The 23,440-nt window shown below is 69.4% G+C and carries 26 protein-coding genes and 1 other RNA gene; 4 read left to right on the top strand and 23 right to left on the bottom strand.

The window, feature by feature from the left end:
• Window position 1: 1 nt before the first annotated feature.
• From ACQ754_RS10040 to rsmI, 8 genes are all read right to left on the bottom strand, one after another.
• The gene (locus ACQ754_RS10040) at window positions 2–1,357 is read right to left on the bottom strand and encodes a UDP-N-acetylmuramoyl-tripeptide--D-alanyl-D-alanine ligase (RefSeq protein WP_440996891.1); all 1,356 of its coding nucleotides are present in this window, start codon (window positions 1,355–1,357) and stop codon (window positions 2–4) included.
• Window positions 1,345–2,847: a UDP-N-acetylmuramoyl-L-alanyl-D-glutamate--2,6-diaminopimelate ligase gene (locus ACQ754_RS10035; RefSeq protein WP_440996890.1), complete on the bottom strand. Its 1,503-nt coding sequence runs from the start codon at window positions 2,845–2,847 to the stop codon at window positions 1,345–1,347. The genes ACQ754_RS10040 and ACQ754_RS10035 overlap by 13 nt, the downstream gene beginning before the upstream one ends.
• Window positions 2,844–4,562, bottom strand: coding sequence for a peptidoglycan D,D-transpeptidase FtsI family protein (locus tag ACQ754_RS10030; RefSeq protein ID WP_440996889.1), 1,719 nt, complete (start codon window positions 4,560–4,562; stop codon window positions 2,844–2,846). The genes ACQ754_RS10035 and ACQ754_RS10030 overlap by 4 nt, the downstream gene beginning before the upstream one ends.
• Complete coding sequence (gene ftsL / locus ACQ754_RS10025; protein WP_440996888.1) at window positions 4,559–4,852, bottom strand: cell division protein FtsL; 294 nt, start codon at window positions 4,850–4,852, stop codon at window positions 4,559–4,561. The genes ACQ754_RS10030 and ftsL overlap by 4 nt, the downstream gene beginning before the upstream one ends.
• Window positions 4,849–5,799, bottom strand: coding sequence for a 16S rRNA (cytosine(1402)-N(4))-methyltransferase RsmH (gene rsmH, locus ACQ754_RS10020; RefSeq protein WP_440996887.1), 951 nt, complete (start codon window positions 5,797–5,799; stop codon window positions 4,849–4,851). The genes ftsL and rsmH overlap by 4 nt, the downstream gene beginning before the upstream one ends.
• Window positions 5,799–6,251, bottom strand: coding sequence for a division/cell wall cluster transcriptional repressor MraZ (mraZ, locus tag ACQ754_RS10015; protein ID WP_440996886.1), 453 nt, complete (start codon window positions 6,249–6,251; stop codon window positions 5,799–5,801). Before mraZ ends, rsmH begins: the two co-directional genes overlap by 1 nt.
• 281 nt (window positions 6,252–6,532) lie before the next feature.
• An RNA gene (gene rnpB, locus ACQ754_RS10010) (RNase P RNA component class A) lies at window positions 6,533–6,992 on the bottom strand.
• 20 nt (window positions 6,993–7,012) lie between these two features.
• The gene (gene rsmI / locus ACQ754_RS10005; RefSeq protein WP_440996885.1) at window positions 7,013–7,855 is read right to left on the bottom strand and encodes a 16S rRNA (cytidine(1402)-2'-O)-methyltransferase; all 843 of its coding nucleotides are present in this window, start codon (window positions 7,853–7,855) and stop codon (window positions 7,013–7,015) included.
• Between the two features lie 117 nt (window positions 7,856–7,972).
• On the opposite strand from rsmI, the gene ACQ754_RS10000 reads away from it, so the two are divergent.
• From ACQ754_RS10000 to ACQ754_RS09990, 3 genes are read left to right on the top strand one after another with little or no spacing between them, the layout of a single operon-like run.
• Window positions 7,973–9,979 (top strand): penicillin-binding protein activator, encoded by a 2,007-nt coding sequence (locus tag ACQ754_RS10000; RefSeq protein WP_440996884.1) that lies wholly within the window; start codon window positions 7,973–7,975, stop codon window positions 9,977–9,979.
• Window positions 9,976–10,344: a YraN family protein gene (locus ACQ754_RS09995; RefSeq protein ID WP_440996883.1), complete on the top strand. Its 369-nt coding sequence runs from the start codon at window positions 9,976–9,978 to the stop codon at window positions 10,342–10,344. The genes ACQ754_RS10000 and ACQ754_RS09995 overlap by 4 nt, the downstream gene beginning before the upstream one ends.
• A gap of 20 nt (window positions 10,345–10,364) precedes the next feature.
• On the top strand, window positions 10,365–10,955 hold the full coding sequence (locus ACQ754_RS09990; RefSeq protein WP_440996882.1) for a phosphoheptose isomerase: 591 nt from the start codon (window positions 10,365–10,367) through the stop codon (window positions 10,953–10,955).
• Here the strand turns inward: ACQ754_RS09990 and ACQ754_RS09985 are convergent.
• The 6 genes from ACQ754_RS09985 to ACQ754_RS09960 form a co-directional block, all read right to left on the bottom strand.
• Entirely contained in the window at window positions 10,948–11,358 is a 411-nt protein-coding gene (locus ACQ754_RS09985) for a ClpXP protease specificity-enhancing factor (RefSeq protein ID WP_440996881.1), read from the bottom strand. The two genes, ACQ754_RS09990 and ACQ754_RS09985, sit on opposite strands and share 8 nt — an antisense overlap.
• Window positions 11,359–11,403: 45 nt before the next feature.
• Window positions 11,404–12,033 carry a glutathione S-transferase N-terminal domain-containing protein gene (locus tag ACQ754_RS09980; RefSeq protein WP_440996880.1) on the bottom strand — a complete coding sequence of 210 codons (630 nt, stop codon included), beginning with the start codon at window positions 12,031–12,033 and terminating at the stop codon, window positions 11,404–11,406.
• A 15-nt stretch (window positions 12,034–12,048) separates the two neighbouring features.
• On the bottom strand, window positions 12,049–12,780 hold the full coding sequence (locus tag ACQ754_RS09975) for a cytochrome c1 (protein WP_440996879.1): 732 nt from the start codon (window positions 12,778–12,780) through the stop codon (window positions 12,049–12,051).
• Window positions 12,780–14,030, bottom strand: coding sequence for a cytochrome b (locus tag ACQ754_RS09970; RefSeq protein WP_440996878.1), 1,251 nt, complete (start codon window positions 14,028–14,030; stop codon window positions 12,780–12,782). Before ACQ754_RS09970 ends, ACQ754_RS09975 begins: the two co-directional genes overlap by 1 nt.
• Window positions 14,030–14,626 (bottom strand): ubiquinol-cytochrome c reductase iron-sulfur subunit, encoded by a 597-nt coding sequence (petA, locus tag ACQ754_RS09965; protein WP_440996877.1) that lies wholly within the window; start codon window positions 14,624–14,626, stop codon window positions 14,030–14,032. The genes ACQ754_RS09970 and petA overlap by 1 nt, the downstream gene beginning before the upstream one ends.
• Before the next feature lie 218 nt (window positions 14,627–14,844).
• Window positions 14,845–15,603: a Nif3-like dinuclear metal center hexameric protein gene (locus ACQ754_RS09960; RefSeq protein ID WP_440996876.1), complete on the bottom strand. Its 759-nt coding sequence runs from the start codon at window positions 15,601–15,603 to the stop codon at window positions 14,845–14,847.
• A gap of 66 nt (window positions 15,604–15,669) precedes the next feature.
• On the opposite strand from ACQ754_RS09960, the gene ACQ754_RS09955 reads away from it, so the two are divergent.
• Window positions 15,670–16,824, top strand: coding sequence for a trypsin-like peptidase domain-containing protein (locus tag ACQ754_RS09955; protein ID WP_440996875.1), 1,155 nt, complete (start codon window positions 15,670–15,672; stop codon window positions 16,822–16,824).
• On the opposite strand, the gene hisD is transcribed toward ACQ754_RS09955, so the two are convergent.
• The 9 genes from hisD to ACQ754_RS09910 are packed head-to-tail and all read right to left on the bottom strand — an operon-like array spanning window position 16,821 to window position 23,407.
• On the bottom strand, window positions 16,821–18,140 hold the full coding sequence (hisD, locus tag ACQ754_RS09950; protein WP_440996874.1) for a histidinol dehydrogenase: 1,320 nt from the start codon (window positions 18,138–18,140) through the stop codon (window positions 16,821–16,823). The two genes, ACQ754_RS09955 and hisD, sit on opposite strands and share 4 nt — an antisense overlap.
• A 23-nt stretch (window positions 18,141–18,163) precedes the next feature.
• Window positions 18,164–18,799, bottom strand: coding sequence for an ATP phosphoribosyltransferase (hisG, locus tag ACQ754_RS09945; RefSeq protein ID WP_440996873.1), 636 nt, complete (start codon window positions 18,797–18,799; stop codon window positions 18,164–18,166).
• An 8-nt stretch (window positions 18,800–18,807) separates the two neighbouring features.
• On the bottom strand, window positions 18,808–20,070 hold the full coding sequence (gene murA / locus ACQ754_RS09940; protein ID WP_440996872.1) for a UDP-N-acetylglucosamine 1-carboxyvinyltransferase: 1,263 nt from the start codon (window positions 20,068–20,070) through the stop codon (window positions 18,808–18,810).
• Between the two features lie 31 nt (window positions 20,071–20,101).
• Window positions 20,102–20,347 carry a BolA family protein gene (locus ACQ754_RS09935; protein ID WP_440996871.1) on the bottom strand — a complete coding sequence of 82 codons (246 nt, stop codon included), beginning with the start codon at window positions 20,345–20,347 and terminating at the stop codon, window positions 20,102–20,104.
• A 36-nt stretch (window positions 20,348–20,383) separates the two neighbouring features.
• Window positions 20,384–20,692: an STAS domain-containing protein gene (locus ACQ754_RS09930; RefSeq protein WP_440996870.1), complete on the bottom strand. Its 309-nt coding sequence runs from the start codon at window positions 20,690–20,692 to the stop codon at window positions 20,384–20,386.
• Entirely contained in the window at window positions 20,689–21,306 is a 618-nt protein-coding gene (locus ACQ754_RS09925) for an MlaC/ttg2D family ABC transporter substrate-binding protein (protein ID WP_440996869.1), read from the bottom strand. The genes ACQ754_RS09930 and ACQ754_RS09925 overlap by 4 nt, the downstream gene beginning before the upstream one ends.
• A 23-nt stretch (window positions 21,307–21,329) precedes the next feature.
• A complete protein-coding gene (gene mlaD, locus ACQ754_RS09920) occupies window positions 21,330–21,794 on the bottom strand; it encodes an outer membrane lipid asymmetry maintenance protein MlaD (protein ID WP_440996868.1) in 465 nt (154 codons plus the stop codon).
• A 24-nt stretch (window positions 21,795–21,818) separates the two neighbouring features.
• Complete coding sequence (gene mlaE, locus ACQ754_RS09915) at window positions 21,819–22,595, bottom strand: lipid asymmetry maintenance ABC transporter permease subunit MlaE (RefSeq protein WP_440996867.1); 777 nt, start codon at window positions 22,593–22,595, stop codon at window positions 21,819–21,821.
• Window positions 22,592–23,407: an ABC transporter ATP-binding protein gene (locus ACQ754_RS09910; protein WP_440996866.1), complete on the bottom strand. Its 816-nt coding sequence runs from the start codon at window positions 23,405–23,407 to the stop codon at window positions 22,592–22,594. The genes mlaE and ACQ754_RS09910 overlap by 4 nt, the downstream gene beginning before the upstream one ends.
• Between the last annotated feature and the right edge of the window lie 33 nt (window positions 23,408–23,440).

The following is a 23,440-nucleotide window of genomic DNA, read 5'->3' as shown; positions in this document are numbered from 1 at the left end:
ATCAGCCCTCCCCCGCCGCGCCGCGACGCTCGACCAAGGCGGCCACCACCCGCTCCATGGCTGCGGAGCGCGAGCCCTTGACCAGCACCCGCACCCCCGGCCGCAGCGACGAATCCAGGGCAGCCACCAGGGCGTCCAACTCGGTGAAGCTCGCGGCCCCCTCGCCGAAGCCATGGGCCGCCTCCGCGGCCAGGGGACCCAGGGTGAACAGGCGCTCCACGCCCGCAGCGCGCATGTAGGCGCCGGCCTCACGGTGCAGCCGAGCACCCTCCGCACCGAGCTCGCCCATGTCGCCGAGCACCACCCAGCCGGCGGGGGCGGCGGCCAATACGTCCACCGCCGCCCGGAGGGACGCGGGATTGGCATTGTAGCTGTCGTCGATCACCCGCACGCCGCCACGAAGCCCATGCTCGGTGCCGCGTCCGCCAATTGCCTCCAGCTGCTCCAGGGCCGGGCGTATCCACGCGGCCGATCCCCCGGCCGCCAGCGAAGCGGCGGCCGCAGCCGCCGCATTGATCCGGTTGTGGGCGCCGGGATGGCGCAGACGCACCGTCTGCTCTTCTCCGCCGGGCAGGCGCAACCGCATATCGCCGCTGGCGTTCACCCCCGCGCGCACATCCACGCCGTCAGTGGTCCCGAACGTCACCTTTCGCCGCCTCCCCGCCAGCTGCTGCCAAAGCGGCGCATAATCGTCATCCGCGTTGATCACCGCAACCCCGTCGGGGCGCAGCCCGGCGAACAGTTCACCCTTTGTCCGCGCGACACCGGCGATGTCGCCCAACCCCGACAGATGGGCAGGGCCCGCGTTGGTCACCACGCCCACGTGCGGCGCCGCCAGCGCCGCCAGCCGGGCGATGTCCCCGGGCGCATTACAGCCCATCTCGATGACGGCATAGCGGTGCCCGGCGTTGAGACGGCACAACGTCAGCGGCACACCCAGTTCGTTATTGAGGTTGCCGGCGGTGGCAAGGGTCTCATCCCCCTGGCGGAGTATGGCGGCGATCATCTCCTTGACCGTGGTCTTGCCGTTGGAGCCGGTCACCGCCACCACCGTGGCCCCCACCTGCGCCCGAACCCAGGCCCCGAGGCGGGCCAGGGTCGCCGCGGGGTCGTCCACCTGCCACTGGGGTAGCGGATCCTCCACCGGGCGGGCCACCAGGGCGGCCGCCGCCCCCGCATCGCGGGCGGCCGTCACGAAGGCATGACCGTCGGTGCGACTACCGGGCAGGGCCACGAACAGCGCGCCCTCCCCGGCCTGGCGGGAGTCGATACACACCTCGGTGATAATGGCGTCGCCGTGGATTCGGCGCCCTTCGCCGAGGGCGGCGATGAGCTCAGAGACCCTCACCGGCTCCATGCGCCCTCCCGCTTCGCCAGTGCGGCGGCCGCCTCGTCGCGATCGCTGAAGGGAAGGACCCGATCGCCGATCACCTGGCAGGCCTCGTGACCCTTGCCGGCGATCAGCACCACATCACCGGCACCGGAGGCCGTCACCGCGGCGTGGATCGCCTCGCCGCGGTCCGCCAGGATCGTCGCAGCGCCGGCGTCGGCGAGCCCGGCTCGCATGTCGGCCAGGATCCGCTCCGGCGCTTCGCCCCGGGGGTTGTCGCTGGTCAGCACCACGGCGTCAGCGAGGCGTTCGGCGGCACCCGCCATCAGCGGCCGCTTACCCGGATCGCGATCACCGCCGCAGCCGAGCACACAGGTGAGACGTCCCGGGAAATGGGCCCGCGTCGCGGCCAGCGCCGCCTCGAGGGCGGCGGGGGTATGGGCGTAGTCGACGATCACGGTGGGCCCTTCGCCACCCCCCAGGGCCTCCATCCGACCGGGTACCGGCCGCAGCCGCCCCAGCGCCGTGACGAGGTCGTCGACGTCGTGGCCCAGGGCCAGGGCGGCCCCGGCGGTGGCGAGCACGTTCGCCACGTTGAAGGCGCCGAAGAGCGGGACGCGCAGCCCCCGTGCGGCGTCGTCGATGTGCAGGGTCAGCGCCATGCCATCCCGGCGCGGGCGCACGGCATCGGCGCGGACACGGGCACCCGGGGCGCCCTCTGCGCTGTAGCCGATCACCGCCTCGCCGCATCGGCGGGCAAGCGCCCGACCAAAAGGATCATCGAGGTTGAGCACCGAGTGATTCGGCGGCGGGGCGGTGAACAGTCGGGCCTTCGCCCGCGCATAGGCCGCCTCGCTGCCGTGATAGTCCAGGTGATCACGACTGAGGTTGGTCAGTACCGCCACCGCGAAGGTGATCCCGGCGGTGCGGTGCTGGTCCAGGGCGTGGGAGGAGACCTCCATGGCCGCGCCCCGCACCCCCGCCTCGGCCAGGGTCGCCAGCTGGCGCTGCAGTTGCACCGCATCGGGGGTGGTATGGGTGGCCTCCCGGAGCCGGCCCGGTTGCCCCCAGCCGAGGGTGCCGATGACCGCCCAGGGCTCATCCCGGCCATCCAGCGCCCGGGCAATGAAATGCGAGCACGAGGTCTTGCCATCGGTGCCGGTGACCCCCACGAGCCGGAGATGCGCCGCGGGTTCGCCGAAGAAGCGGGCGGCGATGGGTCCGGCCAGCGTCGCCAGGCCCGGGACCGCGACGACGGGCACGCCGGCGGCGGCGCAGGCGTCGCCCACCGCGGCGGCGTCCGCCCCTTCGGCGGGCTCCCAGAGCACGGCGCCGGCGCCCCGCGCCAGGGCGTCCTCGAGGTGCTGTATTCCATGGGAGCGGCTGCCCCGGACGGCTAGGAAGGCACCACCCGGACGGACCTCCCGGCTGTCCAGGGCCAGCTCCGATATCGCCCCCGCCGGGGCATCCTCGACCCAGGGCCGCAGCAGCGCGGTGAGATCCCAGGGCCCCGTCATGGCCGCCGCCCCTCCGCCATCATCAGGTCACCCAGCGTATCCCCCGCGTCCGGCGGCACGTTATACAGACGGAGTGCCTGGGACATGACCTCGCGGAACACCGGGGCGGCCACCTGGCCGCCGTAGTATTGGTCCCCGCCGGGCTCATCCACCATCACCACCGCCACGAATCGGGGATCACTGGCAGGGACGACGCCGGTGAACAGGGCCACGTAGCGATCATCGGCGTAGCCGCCGGCCGAGGCCTTCTTCGAGGTGCCGGTCTTACCGGCGACCCGATAGCCACCGATATCCGCCGTCTGCGCCGTCCCGTCCGGGCCCACCACCCGCTCGAGCATCTGCAGCACCTGATCGGCGGTACCCTCGGAAATCACCCGGCGCGGCGGCTGATCCCCGGCGTCACGCAGGAAGCTCACCGACGGCATGCGCCCACGGTTGGCGAGCGCCGCGTAGGCCTGGGCGAGCTGCAGGGGTGTGGCCGAGAGGCCGTAGCCGAAGGCCAACGTCGCCCGCTCAAAGCGGCTGTCCGGTGGCAGGGGGTCGAGATAGCCCCCGGCCTCCCCGGGGAAGCCGCTACCGGTGGAGCGTCCGAAACCCGCGGCGTCGATCACCTCCCAGATATCGCCGGGCTCCAGGGAGAGGGCAATGCGCGTGATGCCAACGTTGCTCGATTTCTGGAGCACGGTGGCCACGTCGATATCGCCGTAGTTGTGTACGTCCTGCACGGTGTTCCCGCCCACCATCATCCAACCCGGACCGGCGTCCACCCGCGTGGTCGGCTGGTAGTCGCCACTCTCCAGTGCCGCCGCCACCGCAAAGGGCTTGATGGTGGAGCCGGGCTCGATCACGTCGGTGACCGCCCGATTACGGTAGCGCTCGCCCTGGAGCTGGCCGCGGTCATTGGGATTGAAGCCTGGCTGGTTGGCCATCGCCAGCACCTCGCCGCTGCGAGCATCCAGCACCAACACCGACCCACCACGGGCGTCGTGGCGCTGCACCGCCGACTTCAGCGAACGATAGGCGATGTATTGCAAGCGCCGGTCCAGGCTCAGGGTCAGATCCCGCCCCGGCTCCGGCTCTCGGAGCAGCTCCACGTCCTCCACGACCCGACCCATACGGTCGCGCACCACCCGTTTCGCCCCGGGACGACCGGACAGCCAGCGGTCATAGGCGCGCTCCAAGCCCGTCTGGCCGCGGTCATCGATATTGGTGAAGCCCACGGCGTGGCCACTGACCTCCCCGGTGGGATAGAACCGGCGGTACTCCCGCTGCAGCGACACCCCGGGGATACGGAGGTCCATGATCCGGCGCCCCGTCGCGGGGGTGACATGGCGGCGGATGTAGACGAATTCCCGCTCCCGGCGGCGCTCGAGCTTGCGCGTAAGGGCCTCTGCATCCAGCCCCAGGGCCTCGGCCAGCCCCGGGATCCGCTCCCTAGCCTCCAGCAGCGGACCGGGGTCCGCCCAGACCGAATCCACCGGCGAACTGATCGCAAGCGGCTCGCCGAAGCGGTCGGTAATCATGCCACGGTGCGCGGGGATGGTGTTCACCCGCACATGCCGTGCCTGCCCCTGCCCCTCGAGGAAGTCGCGCTCGACGAACTGGATCTCCACCGCGCGGGCCACCAGGGCGAAACCGAGCAGGGCCAGGATGGCGGCGACGACGCAGAAGCGCCAGCGCCCTTGCCCTTCGGTGGCCTTGCCCGTGCTGCTCACTGCCCCGTCCCCCCGGCCGTTCCCGACCCCTTGATGATCACGATCTCCTCGCTGTCCGGAAGCCGCATATCCAAGCGCTCGCGGGCGAGACGCTCCACCCGGCCGTGGGTGGCCACGGTCCCCTGCTCGATGCGCAGCCGCCCCCACTCCTCATCCAACGCGTCCCGTTCGCGCTCGAGGGCTTGCAGGGCGACGAACACCTGGCGGCTCTCGTGCTTGGTGTGGACCAGAGCCACCGCGCTGGCCGCCACCGCGACCGTCAGGCCGGCGATCACCCAGGCCGAGCTCATGCCAGCCGCTCCGCGCATCGCATTACCGCGCTCCGCGCCCGGGGGTTGCCCTCGGTCTCGACCGCCTCGGCGCGTATCGGCCTCCCCACCGGACGCAGCCACGGCCGCCGCTCCGGCGGCGGCTCAGGGACACCCGGGGGTAGCTCGCCCACGCGGCTGGCGTCGCGGATGAAGCGCTTGACCATGCGGTCCTCCAGGGAATGGAAGCTGATCACCGCCAGACGCCCGGCGGGGGCCAGCAGCGAGCGTACCGCCGCCAGGGCCGCCTCCAGTGCCTCCAGCTCACCGTTGACCACGATGCGCAGGGCCTGGAAGGTGCGGGTCGCCGGGTGCTTGTGGTGCTCATGCCTCGGGAGTGCCGCGGCGACCAGCTCGGCGAGGCCGGTGGTGCGCTCCGGCAACGCCCCGGCCTCGCGGGCACGGACGATGGCGTTCGCAACGCGTCGGGCGTAACGCTCCTCACCGTAGGTACGCAGCACCCGCACGATCTCTCCGGGTCCCGCCCCTGCCAGCCAATCCCTAGCGGTGGGCCCGCTGTCGGGGTCCATGCGCATGTCCAGCGGCCCGTCATGGCGGAAGCTGAATCCCCGCTCGGGCTCGTCGAGCTGCGGCGAAGAGACACCGAGATCCAGGAGCAAGGCGTCCACCCGTCCACGCAGCCCCTCGCGCTCCGCGAGGGCGCCGAGCTCGGCGAAGGACTGCCGCCGGATGCGGCAGCGGGGGTCGGCACCGAAACGCCGCTGGGCAGCAGCGATGGCGTCCGGGTCCCGATCGATGAGCCAGAGCTCGCCCCCCTCTCCGAGGCGCTCCAGCAGCCGGGCTGCGTGGCCGCCCCGCCCGAAGGTCGCATCGATGCAGACGCCGTCGGTGGGCGGCGACAACACCTCGGCCGCCGCCTCCACGAGCACCGGGCGGTGCATTCCCTGGTTGGCGTCCGCGCCGGCCATCACAGTGACAGTGCCTCCAGCTCCGCGGGTAGGTCCTCTTCCTCCGACGCCTCCGCCAGCCATTCGGCGCGGCGCCGCAGCCACTCCGCCTCGTCCCAGAGCTCGAACTTATTGCCCTGGCCGATGAGGACGGTGCGTTTATCCAGCGAAGCGAACTCGCGCAGGGGCGGAGGTACGAGGATGCGGCCGTTGCCGTCGAGCTGGCACTCGGTGGCGTGACCGATGAGCAGCCGCTGCAGTCGCCGTGCCGTCCGGTTGAGCCCGGGCAGGTTCACCAGTTTCTGCTCGATGGTTTCCCATTCCGGGAGCGGATACACCAGCAGACAGTGGTCGCGATCCACCGTCAGCACCAGCTCACCCTCACACAGGGATTGCAACCGCTCGCGGTAGCGGCTTGGAAAGGCGATCCGGCCCTTCGCATCCAGGTTGATATGGGTGACACCGCGAAACACTCAGCAACCCCTTTGCGACCCGGGAATTCCATTTCCCACCACTTTTCCCCACTTGACGACACACTATAGGTACCCCCCAGCACCCCGTCAACCTGTGTCGGCCGTACTTTTTTCATTCGGCTCAGGAACTTACGAACCGTCCTCCAAGCAGCAATGGAAAACAAAAAGAGTACAGATAAAATTCATTGCGAAACATGAAGCTATGAAAAACAGCCCCATCACGCGTTAACTTCAGCAGGGAAATTGCGGGGAATGCGGGAAAAACGTTACCGGAAAGGAAGGTGGGAAGCCGGCCTGTAAGCCGGGTTCTGTCGAGGACGGTCATTCCTCTGGGGCGCCCGTCACCGGACACCTCTAGCGACCTACCCGGGAGCCGCGCGGGCCACGCGAGCGCTCCCCTATTTGGTCTTGCTCCGGGTGGGGTTTACCGTGCCGCGGCGTGTTACCACCCGCGCGGTGCGCTCTTACCGCACCTTTTCACCCTTACCTGCGTCCCGCCCCTGCCCCCGGCGATCGCGACACCTTGGCATGCCTGCGCACCGGGGGCAGGGGCGGGATCATCGGCGGTGTGTTTTCTGTGGCACTTTCCGTCGGCTCTCGCCGCCCAGGCGTTACCTGGCACCCTGCCCTGTGGAGCCCGGACTTTCCTCCGTCCCGCCCCAACACGCGCTCACCCCGTGCAGCACACTGCGCAGAGGTTCCCACGCGTTGTGGCGGGACAGCGACCGTCCGGCCGACTTCCCGACAACAAGGATACCAGATCAGTCGCCATCGCCGGCAATGCGGCGGTACAACTGGTTGGCGCTCTCCCCGGTAAGCCGGGCCACCAGGCGCGCGGCCCGGCGCGGCGGCATCTCGGCGACCAGCGCCTCGAGCAATCGGGTCGTCGACACCGTGGTCTCCGCGATGACAGTCTCCGCGCCACGGACCACCAACACCAGCTCGCCACGGCGCTGCTCCGGGTCATCGGCGACCCATGCCGCCAACTCGCCCAGGGTGCCGAGCCGCACCGTCTCAAAGCGCTTGGTCAGCTCGCGGGCAAGGCAGCATTCCCGCTCGGCGCCGAACACCGCCGCCAGGTCCGCCAGGGCATACTCGATGCGGTGGGCGGCCTCCAGCAGCACCAGGGTCCGGGTCTCGGCGGCCAGGGCCTCCAGCCGCCGGCGCCGCGCCGTAGCCTTGGCCGGGAGAAACCCCTCGTAGACAAAACGGTCACTGGGTAGTCCGGCCACCGAAAGGGCAGCGATGATGCTGGAGGGCCCTGGAATGGGGACCACCGGATAGCCGCGCTCGCGCAGGGTGCGAACCAGGCGGAAGCCCGGGTCGCTGATCAGCGGCGTGCCGGCATCGCTGACCAGCGCCACATCCTCCCCCGCCGCCAGCGCCGCCGCGATACGCTCGATACGGGCGGGCTCGTTGTGCTCGTGCAGGCTGATCAGCGGGCGGCGGATCCCCAGATGGGAGAGCAGGCGGGCGGTGTGGCGGGTATCCTCCGCCGCGATGCGGGCCACCGCGCCCAGGGTCTCGACCGCACGGCCGGTGATGTCGCCCAGATTGCCGATGGGCGTGGCGACCACATACAACCGACCCGAGACGTTTGACACGCTGTTTCCACCCTGCGGATACTCTATCGCAATCACGGCCGGCGCCGCCTGCGCAGTCTAACGGCTGGGCGCCGTCACCGCGAGCCGCACCACCGTGTTCACAACCCCGGAATATCCATGCCCCGGACCACCGCATTGAGGCTCCTGCCCCTGCTCCTGCTGGCCACCGTGCTGGCCAGTTGCGCCATTGCGCCGACGCCGGAGCCCGGCGCCGAGACGCGGCGCACCGCCGAACGGGAGGCGACGCGGCTGGTGGCCCAGGGCCAATGGCGTGAGGCCGCCGGGGCACTGACCGAGGCCGCCGGGGGGCTGGAACCGGGCGCCCAGGCCAACGCGCTGCGTCTGCAGGCAGCAGTCCTCTACAGCGAGTCGGGGGATCGCCGGCGTGCCGCCGAGACCCTATCGTCGGTTCGCGACAGTGATGCGGGAATCGCCGGCGAGGGCCCGCAGCGATTGCCCGTGCTCTTGGAGATCCTCCTGGCGGATACCCCACCGCCGGCGGAGCGCGTGGCCCGGGAGCTGACCCCGATCCCGCGGGACCTGGCGGACCCGGTGATCGCGGTCTGGCTCGACACCCTGGCCGCTGCGGAGCGCGAACGCGGGCGGGATCCGGAGGCCGCTCGGCTGTTGATGCGGCGCCACGGCTATCTCGGGCTCGCCGCGGAGGCGGCGGAAGACGTCTGGGAGGCGCTCGCCGGCATGGAGCCCAGGGCACTCGCCCGGGCCGCCGAGGAGGCTGAGGAGGCCACCGCGGCCGGTTGGTTCGACCTCGCCCGGCGCCTGCGCGAGGCCCGCGGTGACGAGGCGGCGCTGGAGGCGGTGCTCCCCGCTTGGCGGGAACGCTTTCCCGATCACCCTGCCGGCGGTTTTGCCCCGGAGCTGATCGAGCGCCTGCGCGCCGAGCTCCGGCCACCGGAGAACATCGCCCTGCTCCTCCCGCTCAGTGGTCGCCTGGCGGAGCCTGCACGGGCCATCCGCGACGGTTTCCTCACCGCTTACTATGCGGCCGGGGGTGAGCGCGCGCGCCTGGAGATCCACGACACCCGCGGTGATGTCGCCGGTGCCCTGTCCGCCTATGAGCAGGCTCAGGAGGCCGACCTGATCGTCGGCCCCCTCACCAAGGACGCGGTGCGCGCGGTACTGGAGCGTCACGACGGCCCCGGCCGGCTACTGGCGCTGAACACGACCGAGCCGGGCCTCGGCGGCGAACGGACCTTCCAGTTCGGCCTGGCCCCCGAGGACGACGCCCGGTCGGTGGCCCGTACGGCCCGCACCGCCGGGATACGGCGGGCCGTGCTCCTGACCCCGCGCAATGAGTGGGGCGAACGAGTGGCCGGCGCCTACCGCGAGGGCTTCCGGGAGGCCGGCGGCGAGATCATCGAATCCGCCACCTATGACCCCGAAGCCAACGACCACAGCGACACCCTGGAGGCCCTGTTCAACCTCGACGCCAGCCAGCGCCGCTATCGTGCGCTGCGGGACCACCTCCGCCGGTCACTGGAGTTCAGCCCCTACCGGCGCCAGGACATGGAGGCGGTATTCCTGGCCGCCTTCCCCCGGCAGGCGCGGTTGCTGTTGCCGCAGATACGCTTTCATCACGGGCTGCAGGTCCCGGTGTACGCTACCTCCCACGCCTACCCGCGCCCCGCGGACGCGTCGGCCCACCAGGATCTGGAGGGATTGCGCCTGGTCACCGTGCCCTGGCTGGCCCCCGGGGGTATGGACGGCGAGCTGGAGGCCTTGCGTAGCACAGCGACGCGTCAATGGGGGGAGACCATGGAGGGACTGCCGGAGCTCGTGGCCCTCGGCATCGACGCCCACCGGCTCATCGGCCGTCTCCGCCGAGGCGAGCCCGGGGCCGGCAAGCCTGCCTTGCCCGGTGCCTCCGGGGCGTTGACGGTGGCCGCCGATGGGGTCATTCACCGGGCACCCGCCGCCACCGTGGTGACCGCGGAGGGGCTAGCCGCGGCGCCGACCCTTGCGGAGGGAATGCCGGCGGGAGACGGCGACGATGCCGCGGATGATCGTGCCGGGACGGTAGACGCCCCGGGCGCTATGCCCACGGGGGGCGACAGCGAGGAAGCCGAACCGGCGGCCTGGACGACGCCGGCACCGCGCCAATGACGGACCGGACCCCGAGCCGACATGCCCGAGGCGCAGGCGGCGAGGCGATCGCCTGCCGTCATCTCGAGCACCGGGGACTGACCTGCCTCGCCCGCAACTTCCGCAGCCGGGGCGGAGAGCTCGACCTTGTGATGGACGACGGCGGCACCCTGGTCTTCGTCGAGGTTCGCCTGCGTAGCCGCGAGGACTACGGCACCGCCGCGGAAAGCATCACTGCCGGCAAACGCCGCCGTGTCGTGCGAGCGGCCCGCTACTATCTCCACCGTCACGGGGCCCACCAGCGGCCGTGCCGTTTCGATGTGGTCACCGTCGATGCCGACGGCGAGACCACCTGGCTCCGTGACGCCTTTCGCGCCGACGACTAGAGACCGGGACGACGAACCGCATGGACCTACATGAGCGCATCGCGCAGCAATTCCACGAGAGCATTCGCACCAAACAGATGGCGATGGACCGACTCGCCCCGGCCATACTGGAGGCCGGCGAGCGAATGACCGGGGCCCTGCAGGCGGAGAACAAGATCCTCGCCTGCGGCAATGGCGGCTCGGCGGCGGACTCGCAGCACTTCTCCTCGGAGCTGCTCAACCGCTTCGAAATGGATCGGCCGGGCCTGCCGGCCATCGCCCTGACCACCGATAGCTCAACGCTGACCTCGGTGGCCAATGACTTCAGTTACCGGGAAATCTTCGCGCGCCAGCTACGGGCCCTCGGCCAGCCCGGCGACTGCCTGCTGGCGATATCCACCAGTGGTAACAGCGACAACGTGGTGGCCGCCATCGAGGCCGCCCACGAGCGCGGCGTGGTGGTGATCGCCCTCACCGGCCGCGATGGTGGGCGCATCGGTTCAATGATGCAGGCGGGGGATGTGGAGATACGGGTACCGGCAACGGTGACCGCCAGGATTCAGGAGGTACACCTCCTGGTCATCCATTGCCTCTGCGATCTCATCGACCGGAGCCTGTTCGGACCTACTTGACTACGCGCAGCGAGGGCTTGCGGGCACCGCCGTTGCCGCCCTCGCCACCGCCTTCGGGCCCGTCGGGGGGCGGGCCCTGGTCACCGCCACCGTCGTCCTCCTCGCCGAAGAGCATGCCCTGTCCGTTCTCCCGGGCATAGATCGCAACGACCGCGCCCACCGGCAGGAAGACGTCCCGGGGCGCACCCCCGAAGCGGGCATTAAAGCCCACCCAGTCGTTGCCGAGCTCCAGGCCCCGGACCGCGGACGGCGCCACGTTGAGCACCAGCTTGCCGTTGTCGGCGTACTCCAGCGGCGCCTCCACCCCGGTGACCGAGGTGTCCACCAGCAGGTACGGGGTGAAGCCGTTATCGGTGATCCACTCGTACAAGGCGCGGATGAGATAGGGTCGCTTCGGTGTCATGCCCCTCGTCACTGTCACTGTCGCTGTCGCTACAAACCGCCACGCCTATGCGCGCATGGCGCGCTCGGCGCTGCTCAGGCTCTTCTGGAACGCTTCCCGCTCGAACAGCCGCTGGGCATAGGCATGGATGTGCTGGGCGCTTGCCGGCACCGCCACGCCGAAATGATGGAGCCGCCACAACAGCGGCGCCAGCGCGCAGTCCATCATGGACAGCTCCTCGCTCAAGAAGAACGGCATGCCGGAGCCGAATACCTCGTCGCTGGCCACCAAGCTCTCGGCCAGCGCCTTCCGGCTTCGTTCCTCGTCACGTCCGGTGGCCGCCTCAAGGGCGTACAACGGCGCCACCCAGTCCCGCTCGATCCGCGAGATCACCAGCCGGGCCTTGGCCCGGGAGACCGGATCCACCGGCATCAACGGCGGATGCGGGAAGCGTTCGTCCAAGTACTCGGCGATCACGCGGCTGTCGTAGAGGACCAGGTCACGGTCAACCAGCGTCGGCGCCTCTCCGTAGGGGTTGAGATCGGCCAGGTCCTCCGGGATCGGCCCACCCGGCTCCACGTCCACGATCTCCGCGGAGATTGCCTTCTCCGCAAGCACCAGCCGGATTCGGTGGCTGTACACACAGGTCGGCCCCGAAAACAGCGTCATCACCGAGCGCCGGCTACCGGTGGCCATCGACGACCCCGCGGCTCAATGGACGCCCTTCCAGTATTCTCGTTTGAGCAGGTAGGCCAGTGCCGTGAAGACCGCGATGAACAGCAGCACCCAAATACCGACGCGCTGACGCTCTGCCTTGATGGGCTCCGAGGCGTAGGCCAGGAAGTTGGTGATGTCCCGGGTGACGCGGTGGAACTCCTCCTCGCTGAGCATACCGGCCTCTTCCGGTGCGTCCACATCCACCACGTGGAGCTCGCCGTCCGCGCCCTCGCCGTAGACCGGCTCCGGGATGCCCTGCAGCGTCCAGAGCACATGGGGCATGGACGAGCCCGGCAGCACCAGGTTGTTCACGCCGGTGGACGAATCCGGGTCCCGGTAGAAGGTATTGAGATAGGTATACACCCAATCCGCCCCACGGGCGCGCACGGTAAGGGAGAGATCCGGCGGCGCTGCCCCGAACCACTCGTTTCCGTCCGCGGGATCCATGCTGCTGCGCATCGGCGCGTGGACCTGGCTGCCGTCGAAGATCAGCTGCGAGTCGATCACGTCGTCGGGGATGTTGAGGTCTGCGCCCATCCGGTTGTAGCGCAGGTACTCCAGGGAATGACAGCCCATGCAGTAATTGGCGAAATGCTTCGCCCCGCGCTGCAGGGACTGCGTATCGGTGACATCCACCTGCGGATCCATCATATCCTGCCCACCGCCGGCGCCCAGGACTACGCCCGGGAGCAGCGCCAGCAGCAGTGCCACGGTGGTCTTTCTCATTAGTCCTTCACCCTTGCCGGCACCGGTTTGGTCTTTTCCAGGCCAAAGAACGTGTACACCCACAGGAACACGAAAAAGCCAAAGTACACGACGCTGTTGATCCGTGCCCAAGTGGTCACGGTCAGCCCCAGGATCTCATCCGACGGGACCTGCATGCCCAGATAGGTCAGGAACACGAAGGCGATGGCGAACAGCGTCAGGGCCACCTTGTAGCCGAGCCCGCGGTAGCGGATCGAACGCACCGGCCCGCGATCCAGCCACGGCAGCACGAACAGGACCACGATCGCCGCGCCCATGGCGATCACGCCCATGAGCTTATCGGGCACCGCCCGCAGGATGGAGTAGAAGGCCGTGAAGTACCACACCGGCACGATGTGCTCCGGCGTCACCAGCGGGTCGGCACGCTGGAAGTTGGGTGCCTCCAGGAACAATCCGCCGAAGGTCGGCGCGAAGAACACCACCGCGGCGAAGAAGAACAGGAATACCCCGAAGCCGAACAGGTCCTTGACCGTGTAGTAGGGATGGAACGGGATGCCGTCCTTGGGCACACCGTTGGCGTCCTTGTTCTTCTTGATGTCGATACCGTCGGGGTTGTTGGAGCCCACCTCGTGGAGCGCCAGGATGTGGGCGACCACCAACAGCACCAGCACCAGCGGCACGGCGATGACGTGGAGCGCGAAGAAGCGGTTCAGCGTCACCCCGGAGATGTTGTAGTCACCGCGGATCCAGGTCACCAGCTCATCGCCTACGACCGGGATGGCGCCGAACAGCGAGGTGATCACCTGCGCGCCCCAGAACGACATCTGACCCCAGGGCAGCAGGTAGCCCATGAAGGCCTCGGCCATCAGGGCCACGTAAATCAGCATGCCGAAGATCCACAGCAGCTCCCGGGGCTTCTTGTAGGAGCCGTACAGCAGCGCGCGGAACATGTGCAGGTAGACGACGATGAAGAATGCCGACGCCCCCGTCGAGTGCATATAGCGCATCAGCCAACCCCAGTTGACGTCGCGCATGATATAGAGCACCGAGTCGAACGCCCCCTCGGCGCTGGGGTTATAGTTCATCGTCAGCCAGATGCCGGTGAGGATCTGCAGGATCAACACCAGCAGCGCGATGGAGCCGAAGTAGTACCAGAAGTTGAAGTTCTTGGGGGCGTAGTAGCGGGAGAGGTGCTCCTCCCACATCTTGGTGAGCGGGAAGCGATCATCGATCCAGCCCAGCAGCCCCGTGGTCTTGGTGCCCTCGCTCATTACGCGGCTCCTCCGTCCTGATGCTCACCGACCACGATCCGGTTCTCTTCCGGGTACCAGTAGGGGGGCACCTCCAGGTTGGTCGGCGCCGGCACCCCCTGGAAGACGCGGCCCGCCATATCGAACTTGGAGCCATGGCAGGGACAGAACAGTCCCCCCGGCCAGTCCGCGTCCACCGAGCCCACCTCCGGCCGGTACAACGGGATGCAACCCAGGTGGGTGCAAATCGGGTTGAGCACTCCGACCTCCGGGCGGATGGAGCGCGTCTCGTTCTGGGCGTAGGGGGGCTGCTGGCTCTCCACGCTGGACTCGGGATCGCGCAGCCGGTCGTTGAGCTCCGGCAGCTTGGCTAGCATGTCCTCGCTGCGCCGGAACACCCAGATCGGCTTACCCCGCCACTCCAACGAGATCCGCTGACCCGGCTCGAGCTTGCTGATATCCACTTCCACCGGCGCCCCGGCGGCCTGGGCCCGGGCGCTCGGTTGCCAGTAGGACAGAAACGGAACGGCGGTCGCCACCACCCCGGCACCGCCCACGACGGTGACGGCGCCGGTGAGGAAGCGGCGCCTGCTCCTGTCCGTGCCATCCTGATTCATGCACGTCCCCCTGACATTGGGTTAAGGCTGGGATTCCGCCTCGCCGCGCTTCCGCGACCCGGCCCGCGCGGGCAAAAACGCCCCATCAAAGGCGCCTTAGGATCCAATAACGGCCGCGAAGCGTCAAGCGAGCACCCCGGAAAGTACGGTATTTCGGTTTCTATTTCAGTGCGTTGGATCAACCCGCCTGCACCCCTTTCGGGTAGGCCCGGTGCGTATCATACCGGATTGTCGTCCTCGAGGTAGAGATGCTCGAGGCCGAACACCCCCGCGAGGTGATCAGCCAGGGCCTGCACCCCGTAGCGCTCGGTGGCGTGATGGCCGGCCGCGAAATAGTGCACCCCGAGCTCCCGTGCCTCATGGGTCGTTCGCTCGGAGATCTCGCCGCTGATGAAGGCATCCACTCCTAAGGCCGCGGCGGCACCGAGCATCCCTTCGGCGGCGCCGGTGCACCACGCCAGGCGCCGGATCCGCGCCGGCCCGCTACCCACATGCAATGGTTCACGGCCGGTGACGGCCGCGACATGCGCGGCGAACGCCTCGGGGGCCTGAGGCTCGTCGAGTTGCCCCTCCCAAAGCAGGCCCGGCACGCCCGCGCCGGCGTGGATGCCTTCCACCCGCAGGGCGAGACGCGCGGCGAGGCAGGCGTTATTGCCGAGCTCGGGGTGGGCGTCGAGCGGCAGGTGATAGGCAAGCAGCGAGACACCGGCGGCCATGAGCCGCCGCACCCGTTCGCCCTTCATGCCCACCAGCGGCGCCGGCTCGCCCTTCCAGAAGTAACCGTGATGGACCAGCAGCGCGTCCGCCCCGGCCTCCACGGCACGCTCCACCACCGCGCGGCTGGCGGTCACCGCACTACACAGCCGGCTGACCTCTCGGGTGCCCTCCACCTGCAGGCCGTTGGGGGCGTAGTCACTGAACTCCGCGCTCGAGAGGGTCTCGTCGCAATAACGCACCAGTTCGAGAACCTGTACCATGATGCCTCCCATAAGACGGGCCGCCATCATAGCGCGGGGAAGGCCCCAGCCGGGAGGATCCACACGATGCCAACCAGCCGCATCGGCCGCTTCGTCCTTCGTTATGTGATCGTCGGTGCGCTCGCCGCCGCGGCGGCCCTCTGGCTCGCCCCCTGGCTCGGCGACACCACCGCCCCGGTGATCCAGGTCACCGAGGCGCCGGCACCGACAGCGCAGAGCGGCGCCGTCGACCGGGGAATGGCCTCCTACGCCGATGCCGTCAACCGGGCCGCGCCCTCGGTGGTCAACGTCTACAGCACCCGAAGCGTGGAGACCCCGCGGCACCCCTTTTTCGACAACCCGGAGTTGCGCCGCTTCTTCGGCGCCCCGCCGCCGAGGCAGCAGCGCCCGGAGCGCTCGCTGGGCTCCGGCGTGATCGTCAGCCCCGACGGCTACGTCCTCACCAACGCCCACGTGGTCGAGGATGCCGAGGCCATCGAGGTCCTCCTCCACGACGGCCGCAGTGCCGCGGCACAGCTCATCGGCCGGGACACGGAGACGGACCTCGCGGTGCTGCGCATCGACATCGACGGCGAGCTCCCCCACGCCACCTTCGGCGACGCGGCATCGCTACGGGTGGGCGACGTGGTGCTCGCCGTGGGCAATCCCTTCGGGGTCGGGCAGACCGTCACCCAGGGCATCGTCAGCGCCACCGGCCGGGACGACCTGGGGCTGGCCACCTTCGAGAACTTCATACAAACGGACGCCGCCATCAATCCGGGCAACTCCGGCGGCGCGCTGGTGAACGCCCGCGGCGAGCTGGTGGGCATCAACACCGCGATCTACAGCCGCTCCGGCGGCTCCATGGGCATCGGTTTCGCCATCCCGGTGAGCCTCGCCCGCGGGGTGATGCGGGATCTCATCGAGCACGGCCGTGCCATCCGCGGATGGATCGGCGTGCAGGTCCAGCCGGTGACCGCGCCCCTGGCCGATGGCCTGGCGCTGCCGGAGACGGGCGGGGTGTTGATCAGCGGGGTCTTGCGCGACGGCCCGGCGGACCGCGCCGGCATCCGGCCCGGCGATGTCATCCTCGCCGTGGACGGGGAGCCGGTGGACGAACCCGCCGCGCTGTTGCGTCGGATCAGTCGCCACGAGCCCGGCAGCGAGGTGGAGATCGAGGGCATCGGCCGCGACGGCGTCTTCCAGCGTCGCCTCGCCGTCGCCGAGCGACCCACCGGCTAGCGCGGTTCCGCCCCCTCGCCGTCCCGACGCATCTCCGCGGAGCGGGCATGGGCGGTGAGCCCCTCGCCGCGGGCCAGCGTCGCCGCCACGTCGGCGAGCGCGGCGCCACCGGCCGGCGAACACTCGATCAGGCTGGTACGCTTCTGGAAATCGTAGACCCCCAGCGGCGATGCGAACCGGGCGGTCCGCGAGGTGGGCAGCACGTGATTGGGCCCGGCACAGTAATCGCCGATGGCCTCGGGGGTGTGACGACCCAAAAAGATCGCCCCGGCGTGACGGATGCCGGCCGCCATGTGGCGTGGCTCCACCACCGAGAGCTCGAGGTGCTCGGGGGCGATACGGTTCGCCACCTCGGCCGCCTCGGCGAGGTCCCGCACGTAGATCAGCGCGCCGCGCCGGCCGAGCGCCGTACGGATGATCTCCGAGCGCTCCATCTCGGGGAGCAGCCGCTCCATCGCCGCCTGGACCTGATCCAGGAACAGTGGATCCGGGCAGACCAGGATGGCGCGGGCGTCCTCGTCGTGCTCCGCCTGGGAGAAGAGATCCATGGCGATCCACTCGGCATCGGTCTGGCCGTCGCAGATGACCATGATCTCCGAGGGCCCCGCCACCATGTCGATGCCCACCCGGCCAAACACCCGGCGCTTGGCCTCGGCGACGAAGGCGTTGCCCGGCCCGACGATCTTGTCCACCGCCGGGATGGTCTCCGTGCCGCAGGCGAGCGCCGCCACCGCCTGGGCACCGCCGACGCGGAAGACGCGATCGACACCGGCCACCCGGGCGGCCGCCAACACCAGGGGACTCACCGCGCCTTCCGGGGCGGGGACCACCATGATCACCTCGTCGACGCCGGCCACCTTGGCCGGCAGGGTGTTCATGAGCACCGACGAGGGATAGGCGGCCTTGCCGCCGGGCACGTACACGCCCACGCGGGCCAGCGGCGTGACCTGCTGGCCCAGCCGGTTGCCGTGCTCGTCGGCATATTCCCAGCTCTCCCCGAGCTGGCGGGCATGGTAGTCCCGGATCCGTGCGGCGGCGGTCTCGAGGGCACGGCGCTGCTCGTCATCCAGCCCGGCCAGGGCCCGCTCCTGCTCATCGACGGACACCTCCAGCTCCGCGGCGGTGTCGACGGCGAGGCGGTCGAACCGTGCCGTGAGCTCGAGCACCGCCGCATCCCCCTCGGCGGCGACGCGCTGGAGGATCTCGGCGACGACCTCTTCGACCCGGCTGGTGGCGCCGTCATCCCAGTCGGTGAGCTGTTGTAGGCTGTCCCAGAAATCCGGCTGCGTGGTGCTAAGGCGGGTGATCTCCAGCATTACGTATTCCTCCCGGCGGTTGCTCAGGCAGCGGCCGCGACCGCATCGCGCAGCCCCTCGAGCAGCGGGCGTATGCGTCGGTACTTCATCTTCATCGCCGCCTTGTTGACCACCAGCCGCGAGCTGATGTCGGCGATGGGCTCCAGCGGCTCCAGGCCGTTGGCGCGCAGGGTATTGCCCGTATCCACCAGGTCGACGATGAGGTCCGCCAAACCCACCAGCGGCGCCAGCTCCATAGAGCCATACAGCTTGATCAGCTCCGCCTGCCGCCCTTGGGCGGCGAAGTGCCGGCGGGCGATGTTCACGAACTTGGTCGCCACCCGCGGCCGGCGCAGCACCTCACTGCCGGGCCGGCCCGCCACCATCAGCCGGCACCGGGCGATACCCAGGTCCAGGGGTTCGTACAGACCCTGTCCCCCGTATTCGAGGAGGACGTCCTTGCCCGCCACCCCCAGATCCGCGCCACCGTGCTCCACGTAGGTGGGCACATCGGTGGCGCGGACGATGACCAACTGCACGCCGTCGCGGTTGCTGGGGATAACCAGCCGGCGGCTCGCCTCCGGGTCCTCCGCCGGCTCGATGCCGGCGGCGGCGAGCAACGGCAGGGTCTCCTCGAGGATGCGCCCCTTGGACAGCGCGATGGTCAGTTGCTCTTGCATAATCCCCTTCAGGCCGGTACCCGGCGGATGTTGGCGCCGAGCTGCACCAGCTTCTCCTCGATGCACTCGTAGCCGCGATCGATGTGATAGATGCGATCGACGCAGGTCTCGCCCTCGGCCACCAGACCGGCGAGGACCAGGCTTGCGGAGGCCCGCAGGTCGGTGGCCATCACCGGTGCGCCGGTGAGCCGGGGCACCCCGGTGGAGATCGCCGTGTGGCCCTCCAGGCGCATGTCCGCACCCATGCGCTGGAGTTCGAGCACGTGCATGAAGCGGTTCTCGAACACCGTTTCCGTGACCATCCCCACCCCTTCGGCCACGGCGTTCAGGGCACAGAACTGCGCCTGCATGTCCGTGGGGAAGGCCGGATAGGGTGCGGTGCGCACATTCACCGCCCGGGGTCTGCGCCCGCCGGGCATCGCAAGGTCGATCGTTCGCCCGTCCACGGCGATCTCCGCCCCCGCCTCGCCGAGCTTGGCGATCACCGCATCAAGCAGCCCCGGGGCGGTGTCCTTGAGCCGGACCCGCCCGCCGGTCATCGCCGCCGCCACCAGGTAGGTGCCGGTCTCGATACGGTCCGGCAGCACGTCGTAGCGGGTCCCCTGGAGACGCTCGACCCCGTGGACGGTGATGGTGTCGGAGCCGGCGCCCTCCACCCCGGCGCCCATGGCGTTGAGGCAGTTGGCGAGATCCACCACCTCCGGCTCGCGGGCCGCATTCTCGATGACCGTCGTCCCCTCGGCCAGGGTGGCGGCCATCATCAGGTTCTCGGTACCTGTCACCGTGACCAGGTCCATGACCAATCGCGCGCCCCGCAGCCGGCGGCAGCGGGCGCGGATGTAGCCGCCCTCCACGCTGATCTCCGCACCCATCTGGCGCAGCCCCTCGACGTGGAGATTCACCGGACGGGAACCGATGGCGCAGCCGCCCGGCAGCGAGACATCGGCCTCGCCGAAGCGCGCCAGCAGCGGCCCCAGCACCAAGATGGAGGCGCGCATGGTCTTGACCAGCTCATAGGGGGCGTAGCAATCGGTCACCCCCCGCGGATCCACCTCGATGCGCATGCGCTCATCGACGGTCAACCGCACCCCCATGCGCCCGAGCAACTCCATGGTGGTGGTGATGTCGTGGAGATGGGGGATGTTGCCGACCGTGGTCGGCCCGTCCCCGAGGATGGTTGCGGCGAGGATGGGCAGCGCCGCGTTCTTCGCCCCGGAGATGCGGATCTCGCCGTCCAGCGGCACCCCGCCGCGGATCAGTAACCGTTCCATGCGCCCCCGCCTGCCGCCCTCGGCTCCATGGTCAGGACCCTTCCGCGGCGTGCTGGCCGGGGGTGAGGGTGCGCATGGAGATCGCATGGAGCATGTCACTGTCGATGTGCTCGCGAAGCAGGTCGTTGACCATGCGGTGGCGCCGAATGAGGGGCACCCCCTCGAAATCCGGGCTCACGATAAGCGCCTGGAAGTGGCGGCCGTCACCATCCACCGCCACCGTCGCGTCGGTCAGGCCCGACTCCAGGATCTCGCGAATACGCTGCGGCTCCATCATGTCTCGGTCGTTACCTCGCTGTCCGGTGATGCTCGATCAGGGATTCGGTATCGGCTCATTGTCCTCGAGCGGCAGGATCGCATCCACCCCGCTGACCCGGGCTATGGCCAGCAACTGCCGGGGGATCCCCCGGAAACGCACCTGCCGCCCCGCCGCCCGGGCGACACGGACCCACTCCAGGAGCAACGCGAGCCCGGCGCTATCCGCGCGTTCCACCGCCGAGAGGTCGACCACCGCGTCGCCGCTGCCCGGCAACGCCGCCGGCAACAACGCGACACTGTCGAAGTCCAACTCGCCGGTGACCCGGAGCGCCCCCTCGCCGGCGCCATCCAGCGCCGCGCTCACTGGGGCACCCCGCGTTCCTCGTTGCGCTTCGCCAGCCGCTCGATAAGGGCATCCAGGCCCTTCTGGCGCACCTCCGAACCGAAGCTACTGCGGTAGTTCTGGATCAGGCTGACCCCCTCGATGGTTACGTCGAACACCCGCCATTGACCGGCATCATTGCGGAAGAGGCTGTAGTTCACGGGAATCTCCGGGCCGTCCGGCTGGATGACCTCCGTGGGCACCGTGACCCGGCCGCGCTCGGGATCCGACTTCATCGGCGGGAAGTCGACCTCCTCGCCGCTGTACTCCGACAGCGAGGTGCCATAAGTACGGATCAGCAGGCCGCGGAACTCGCGCACGAAGCGCTCGCGCTGCGCCTCGCTGGCGTCTTTCCAGTGGCGGCCGAGGACGAAACGGCTCATCAGCTCAAAGTCGAACTTCGGCAGTACCAGATCGGCGACGTACTCGTAGACCAGGCTCGGGTCGTCGGCGATCTCCTCGCGGTGGGCCTCGAGGACAGCGCGGACCTCCCGCGTGGTCTCGCGGACCAGCTCCTCCGGCGACTGCGGCTCCCCGGCGTGCGCCGGAGCGAGCACGGCCAGCAGCATCAGCGCAGTGATGATTCGTGCAAACATGAAGCCTTCCTCCGAACCCGTGGCTATTCGCCCTCGGCCTGCTGGAACAGGAACTGGCTGATCACCTTCTCCAGCACCACCGCGGACTGGGTGAGCATCAGCTCGTCGCCGTCCTGGAGCGTGGCCGGCATCCCGCCCGGCTCCAGGCCGATGTACTGCTCGCCGAGCAGGCCCGAGGTCAGGACGCTGGCGCTGGTATCCGCGGGCAGGTTGTCATAGCGGTGACCGATGGTCATCTCCACGCGGGCCTCAAAGGTCTCCGTATCCAGGGTGATGGCGCTGACCCGTCCCACCGGGACACCACCCATGCGCACCGGCGCACGCTCGCGCAATCCGCCGACGTTCTCGAAATACCCGACAATGGTATAGCCCTCGGTGGTCTGGAAGGCGGAGATATTGCTCACCCGCAGCGCCAGCACCAGCAGCGCCACGACCCCCGCCACCACGAACACCCCCACGGCGAGCTCTGTGGTGCGCATTTTATCCATCGCCCAACACCTTATCCGTCGGCCCTAGTCGAACATGAGGGCGGTGAGAATGAAATCGAGACCGAGCACCGCCAGGGAGGTATTCACCACCGTCCGGGTGGTCGCCCGGCTTACCCCCTCCGAGGTGGGCGCACAATCGTAGCCCTCGAACACGGCGATCCAGCTGGCCACCACCCCGAAGGCGATGCTCTTGATGACACCGCTGGCGATGTCTTCGTTCAGCGACACGCTGGCCTGCATCTGCGACCAGAAGGCACCGGCATCCACCCCCAGAAGCTCGGTGCCCACCACGTAGGCGGCCAGGATACCGAGCAGGGTGAAGATCGCCGAGAGCAGCGGCATGGCGATGATCCCCGCGGCGAAGCGCGGCGCCAGCACCCGTCGATGGGGGTCCACGGCCATCATCTCCATGCTGGAGAGCTGCTCGGTGGCCTTCATCAGCCCGATCTCGGCGGTCAACGCCGAGCCGGCGCGGCCCGCGAACAGCAGCGCCGTCACCACCGGGCCCAACTCGCGGATCAGGGAGAGTGCCACCAGCGTGCCCAGGGAATCCTCGGCGCCGAAATCCACCAGCGTATTGTAACCCTGCAGCGCCAGCACCATGCCCACGAAGATGCCCGAGACCACGATGATCACCAGCGAGAGCACGCCCACGGAGTAGACCTGATGCACCAGCAGCCGGAACCGCGGCACCAGCGCCGGCAGCCCCAGCAGCACGCGCAGGATAAAAAGGCTGCCGCGGCCGAAGCGCTCCAGGCGGGCGAGTGCCCAGGCGCCGAGCTGGCGGACGGCCTCGATCACGACCGGTCCCCGCCGAAGGCATCGCTGGCCAGCGACGGCCCGGGGTAGTGAAACGGCACCGGCCCGTCCGGGCGGGCGTCCATGAACTGGCGCACCCAGGGGGAATCGGAGGCACGCAGCGCCTCGGGCGTCCCCTCCGCCACCACTACACCGTCGGCGAGCACGTAGATGTAGTCGGCGATGGCGGCGGTCTCCTTGACGTCATGGGAGACCACCACGCTGGTCAGCCCCAGGGCGTCGTTGAGCTCGCGGATCAGTTTCACCAACACCCCCATGGAGATGGGATCCTGCCCGGAGAAAGGCTCGTCGTAGAGCACCAGCTCCGGGTCGAGGGCAATAGCCCGCGCCAGCGCCACCCGGCGCGCCATGCCGCCGGAGAGCTCGGCGGGGAAGAGCCCCCGCGCGCCGCGCAGACCCACCGCCTCCAGCTTCAGCAGCACCAGCTGCCGGATCAGCGACCGGGACAGCCGGGTGTGCTCGCGCAGCGGGAAGGCCACGTTGTCGAAGCAGTTGAGGTCCGTGAACAGCCCCCCCGCCTGGAAGAGCATGCCCATGCGCCGGCGCAGCGCGTACAGCCGGCGCTGGGACAGTCGCGGCACCGCCTCCCCGGCCACTCGCACCTCCCCGCGGTCAGGCCGGAGCTGGCCGCCGATGAGCCGCAGCAGCGTGGTCTTGCCCGTACCGCTGGGGCCCATGATGGCGGTGACCTCCCCGCGGCGGACACGGATGTCCACGCCGGAGAAGATGGGTCGATCACCCCGGAAGAAATGCAGATCCCGGATATCGATCAGGGACTCGGCGTCCTCGGTCATGGTGCGCTGCCTGGGTCGACAAGCGCCGCAGTA

The organism is Arhodomonas sp. SL1, assembly GCF_052060015.1.
Lineage (GTDB): Bacteria > Pseudomonadota > Gammaproteobacteria > Nitrococcales > Nitrococcaceae > Arhodomonas.
Note: the sequence above shows the minus strand (reverse complement) of the source record. Positions and strands in the feature narration are given on the sequence as shown.

Coding starts and splice junctions, on each gene's coding strand:
- ACQ754_RS10040 (WP_440996891.1), bottom strand. CDS start 1,357: ATGGAGCCGGTGAGGGTCTCTGAGCTCATCGCCGCCCTCGGCGAAGGG.
- ACQ754_RS10035 (WP_440996890.1), bottom strand. CDS start 2,847: ATGACGGGGCCCTGGGATCTCACCGCGCTGCTGCGGCCCTGGGTCGAG.
- ftsL (WP_440996888.1), bottom strand. CDS start 4,852: ATGAGCTCGGCCTGGGTGATCGCCGGCCTGACGGTCGCGGTGGCGGCC.
- rsmH (WP_440996887.1), bottom strand. CDS start 5,799: ATGGCCGGCGCGGACGCCAACCAGGGAATGCACCGCCCGGTGCTCGTG.
- ACQ754_RS10000 (WP_440996884.1), top strand. CDS start 7,973: ATGCCCCGGACCACCGCATTGAGGCTCCTGCCCCTGCTCCTGCTGGCC.
- ACQ754_RS09995 (WP_440996883.1), top strand. CDS start 9,976: ATGACGGACCGGACCCCGAGCCGACATGCCCGAGGCGCAGGCGGCGAG.
- ACQ754_RS09990 (WP_440996882.1), top strand. CDS start 10,365: ATGGACCTACATGAGCGCATCGCGCAGCAATTCCACGAGAGCATTCGC.
- ACQ754_RS09985 (WP_440996881.1), bottom strand. CDS start 11,358: ATGACACCGAAGCGACCCTATCTCATCCGCGCCTTGTACGAGTGGATC.
- ACQ754_RS09980 (WP_440996880.1), bottom strand. CDS start 12,033: ATGGCCACCGGTAGCCGGCGCTCGGTGATGACGCTGTTTTCGGGGCCG.
- ACQ754_RS09975 (WP_440996879.1), bottom strand. CDS start 12,780: ATGAGAAAGACCACCGTGGCACTGCTGCTGGCGCTGCTCCCGGGCGTA.
- ACQ754_RS09970 (WP_440996878.1), bottom strand. CDS start 14,030: ATGAGCGAGGGCACCAAGACCACGGGGCTGCTGGGCTGGATCGATGAT.
- petA (WP_440996877.1), bottom strand. CDS start 14,626: ATGAATCAGGATGGCACGGACAGGAGCAGGCGCCGCTTCCTCACCGGC.
- ACQ754_RS09960 (WP_440996876.1), bottom strand. CDS start 15,603: ATGGTACAGGTTCTCGAACTGGTGCGTTATTGCGACGAGACCCTCTCG.
- ACQ754_RS09955 (WP_440996875.1), top strand. CDS start 15,670: ATGCCAACCAGCCGCATCGGCCGCTTCGTCCTTCGTTATGTGATCGTC.
- hisD (WP_440996874.1), bottom strand. CDS start 18,140: ATGCTGGAGATCACCCGCCTTAGCACCACGCAGCCGGATTTCTGGGAC.
- hisG (WP_440996873.1), bottom strand. CDS start 18,799: ATGCAAGAGCAACTGACCATCGCGCTGTCCAAGGGGCGCATCCTCGAG.
- murA (WP_440996872.1), bottom strand. CDS start 20,070: ATGGAACGGTTACTGATCCGCGGCGGGGTGCCGCTGGACGGCGAGATC.
- ACQ754_RS09935 (WP_440996871.1), bottom strand. CDS start 20,347: ATGATGGAGCCGCAGCGTATTCGCGAGATCCTGGAGTCGGGCCTGACC.
- ACQ754_RS09925 (WP_440996869.1), bottom strand. CDS start 21,306: ATGTTTGCACGAATCATCACTGCGCTGATGCTGCTGGCCGTGCTCGCT.
- mlaD (WP_440996868.1), bottom strand. CDS start 21,794: ATGGATAAAATGCGCACCACAGAGCTCGCCGTGGGGGTGTTCGTGGTG.
- ACQ754_RS09910 (WP_440996866.1), bottom strand. CDS start 23,407: ATGACCGAGGACGCCGAGTCCCTGATCGATATCCGGGATCTGCATTTC.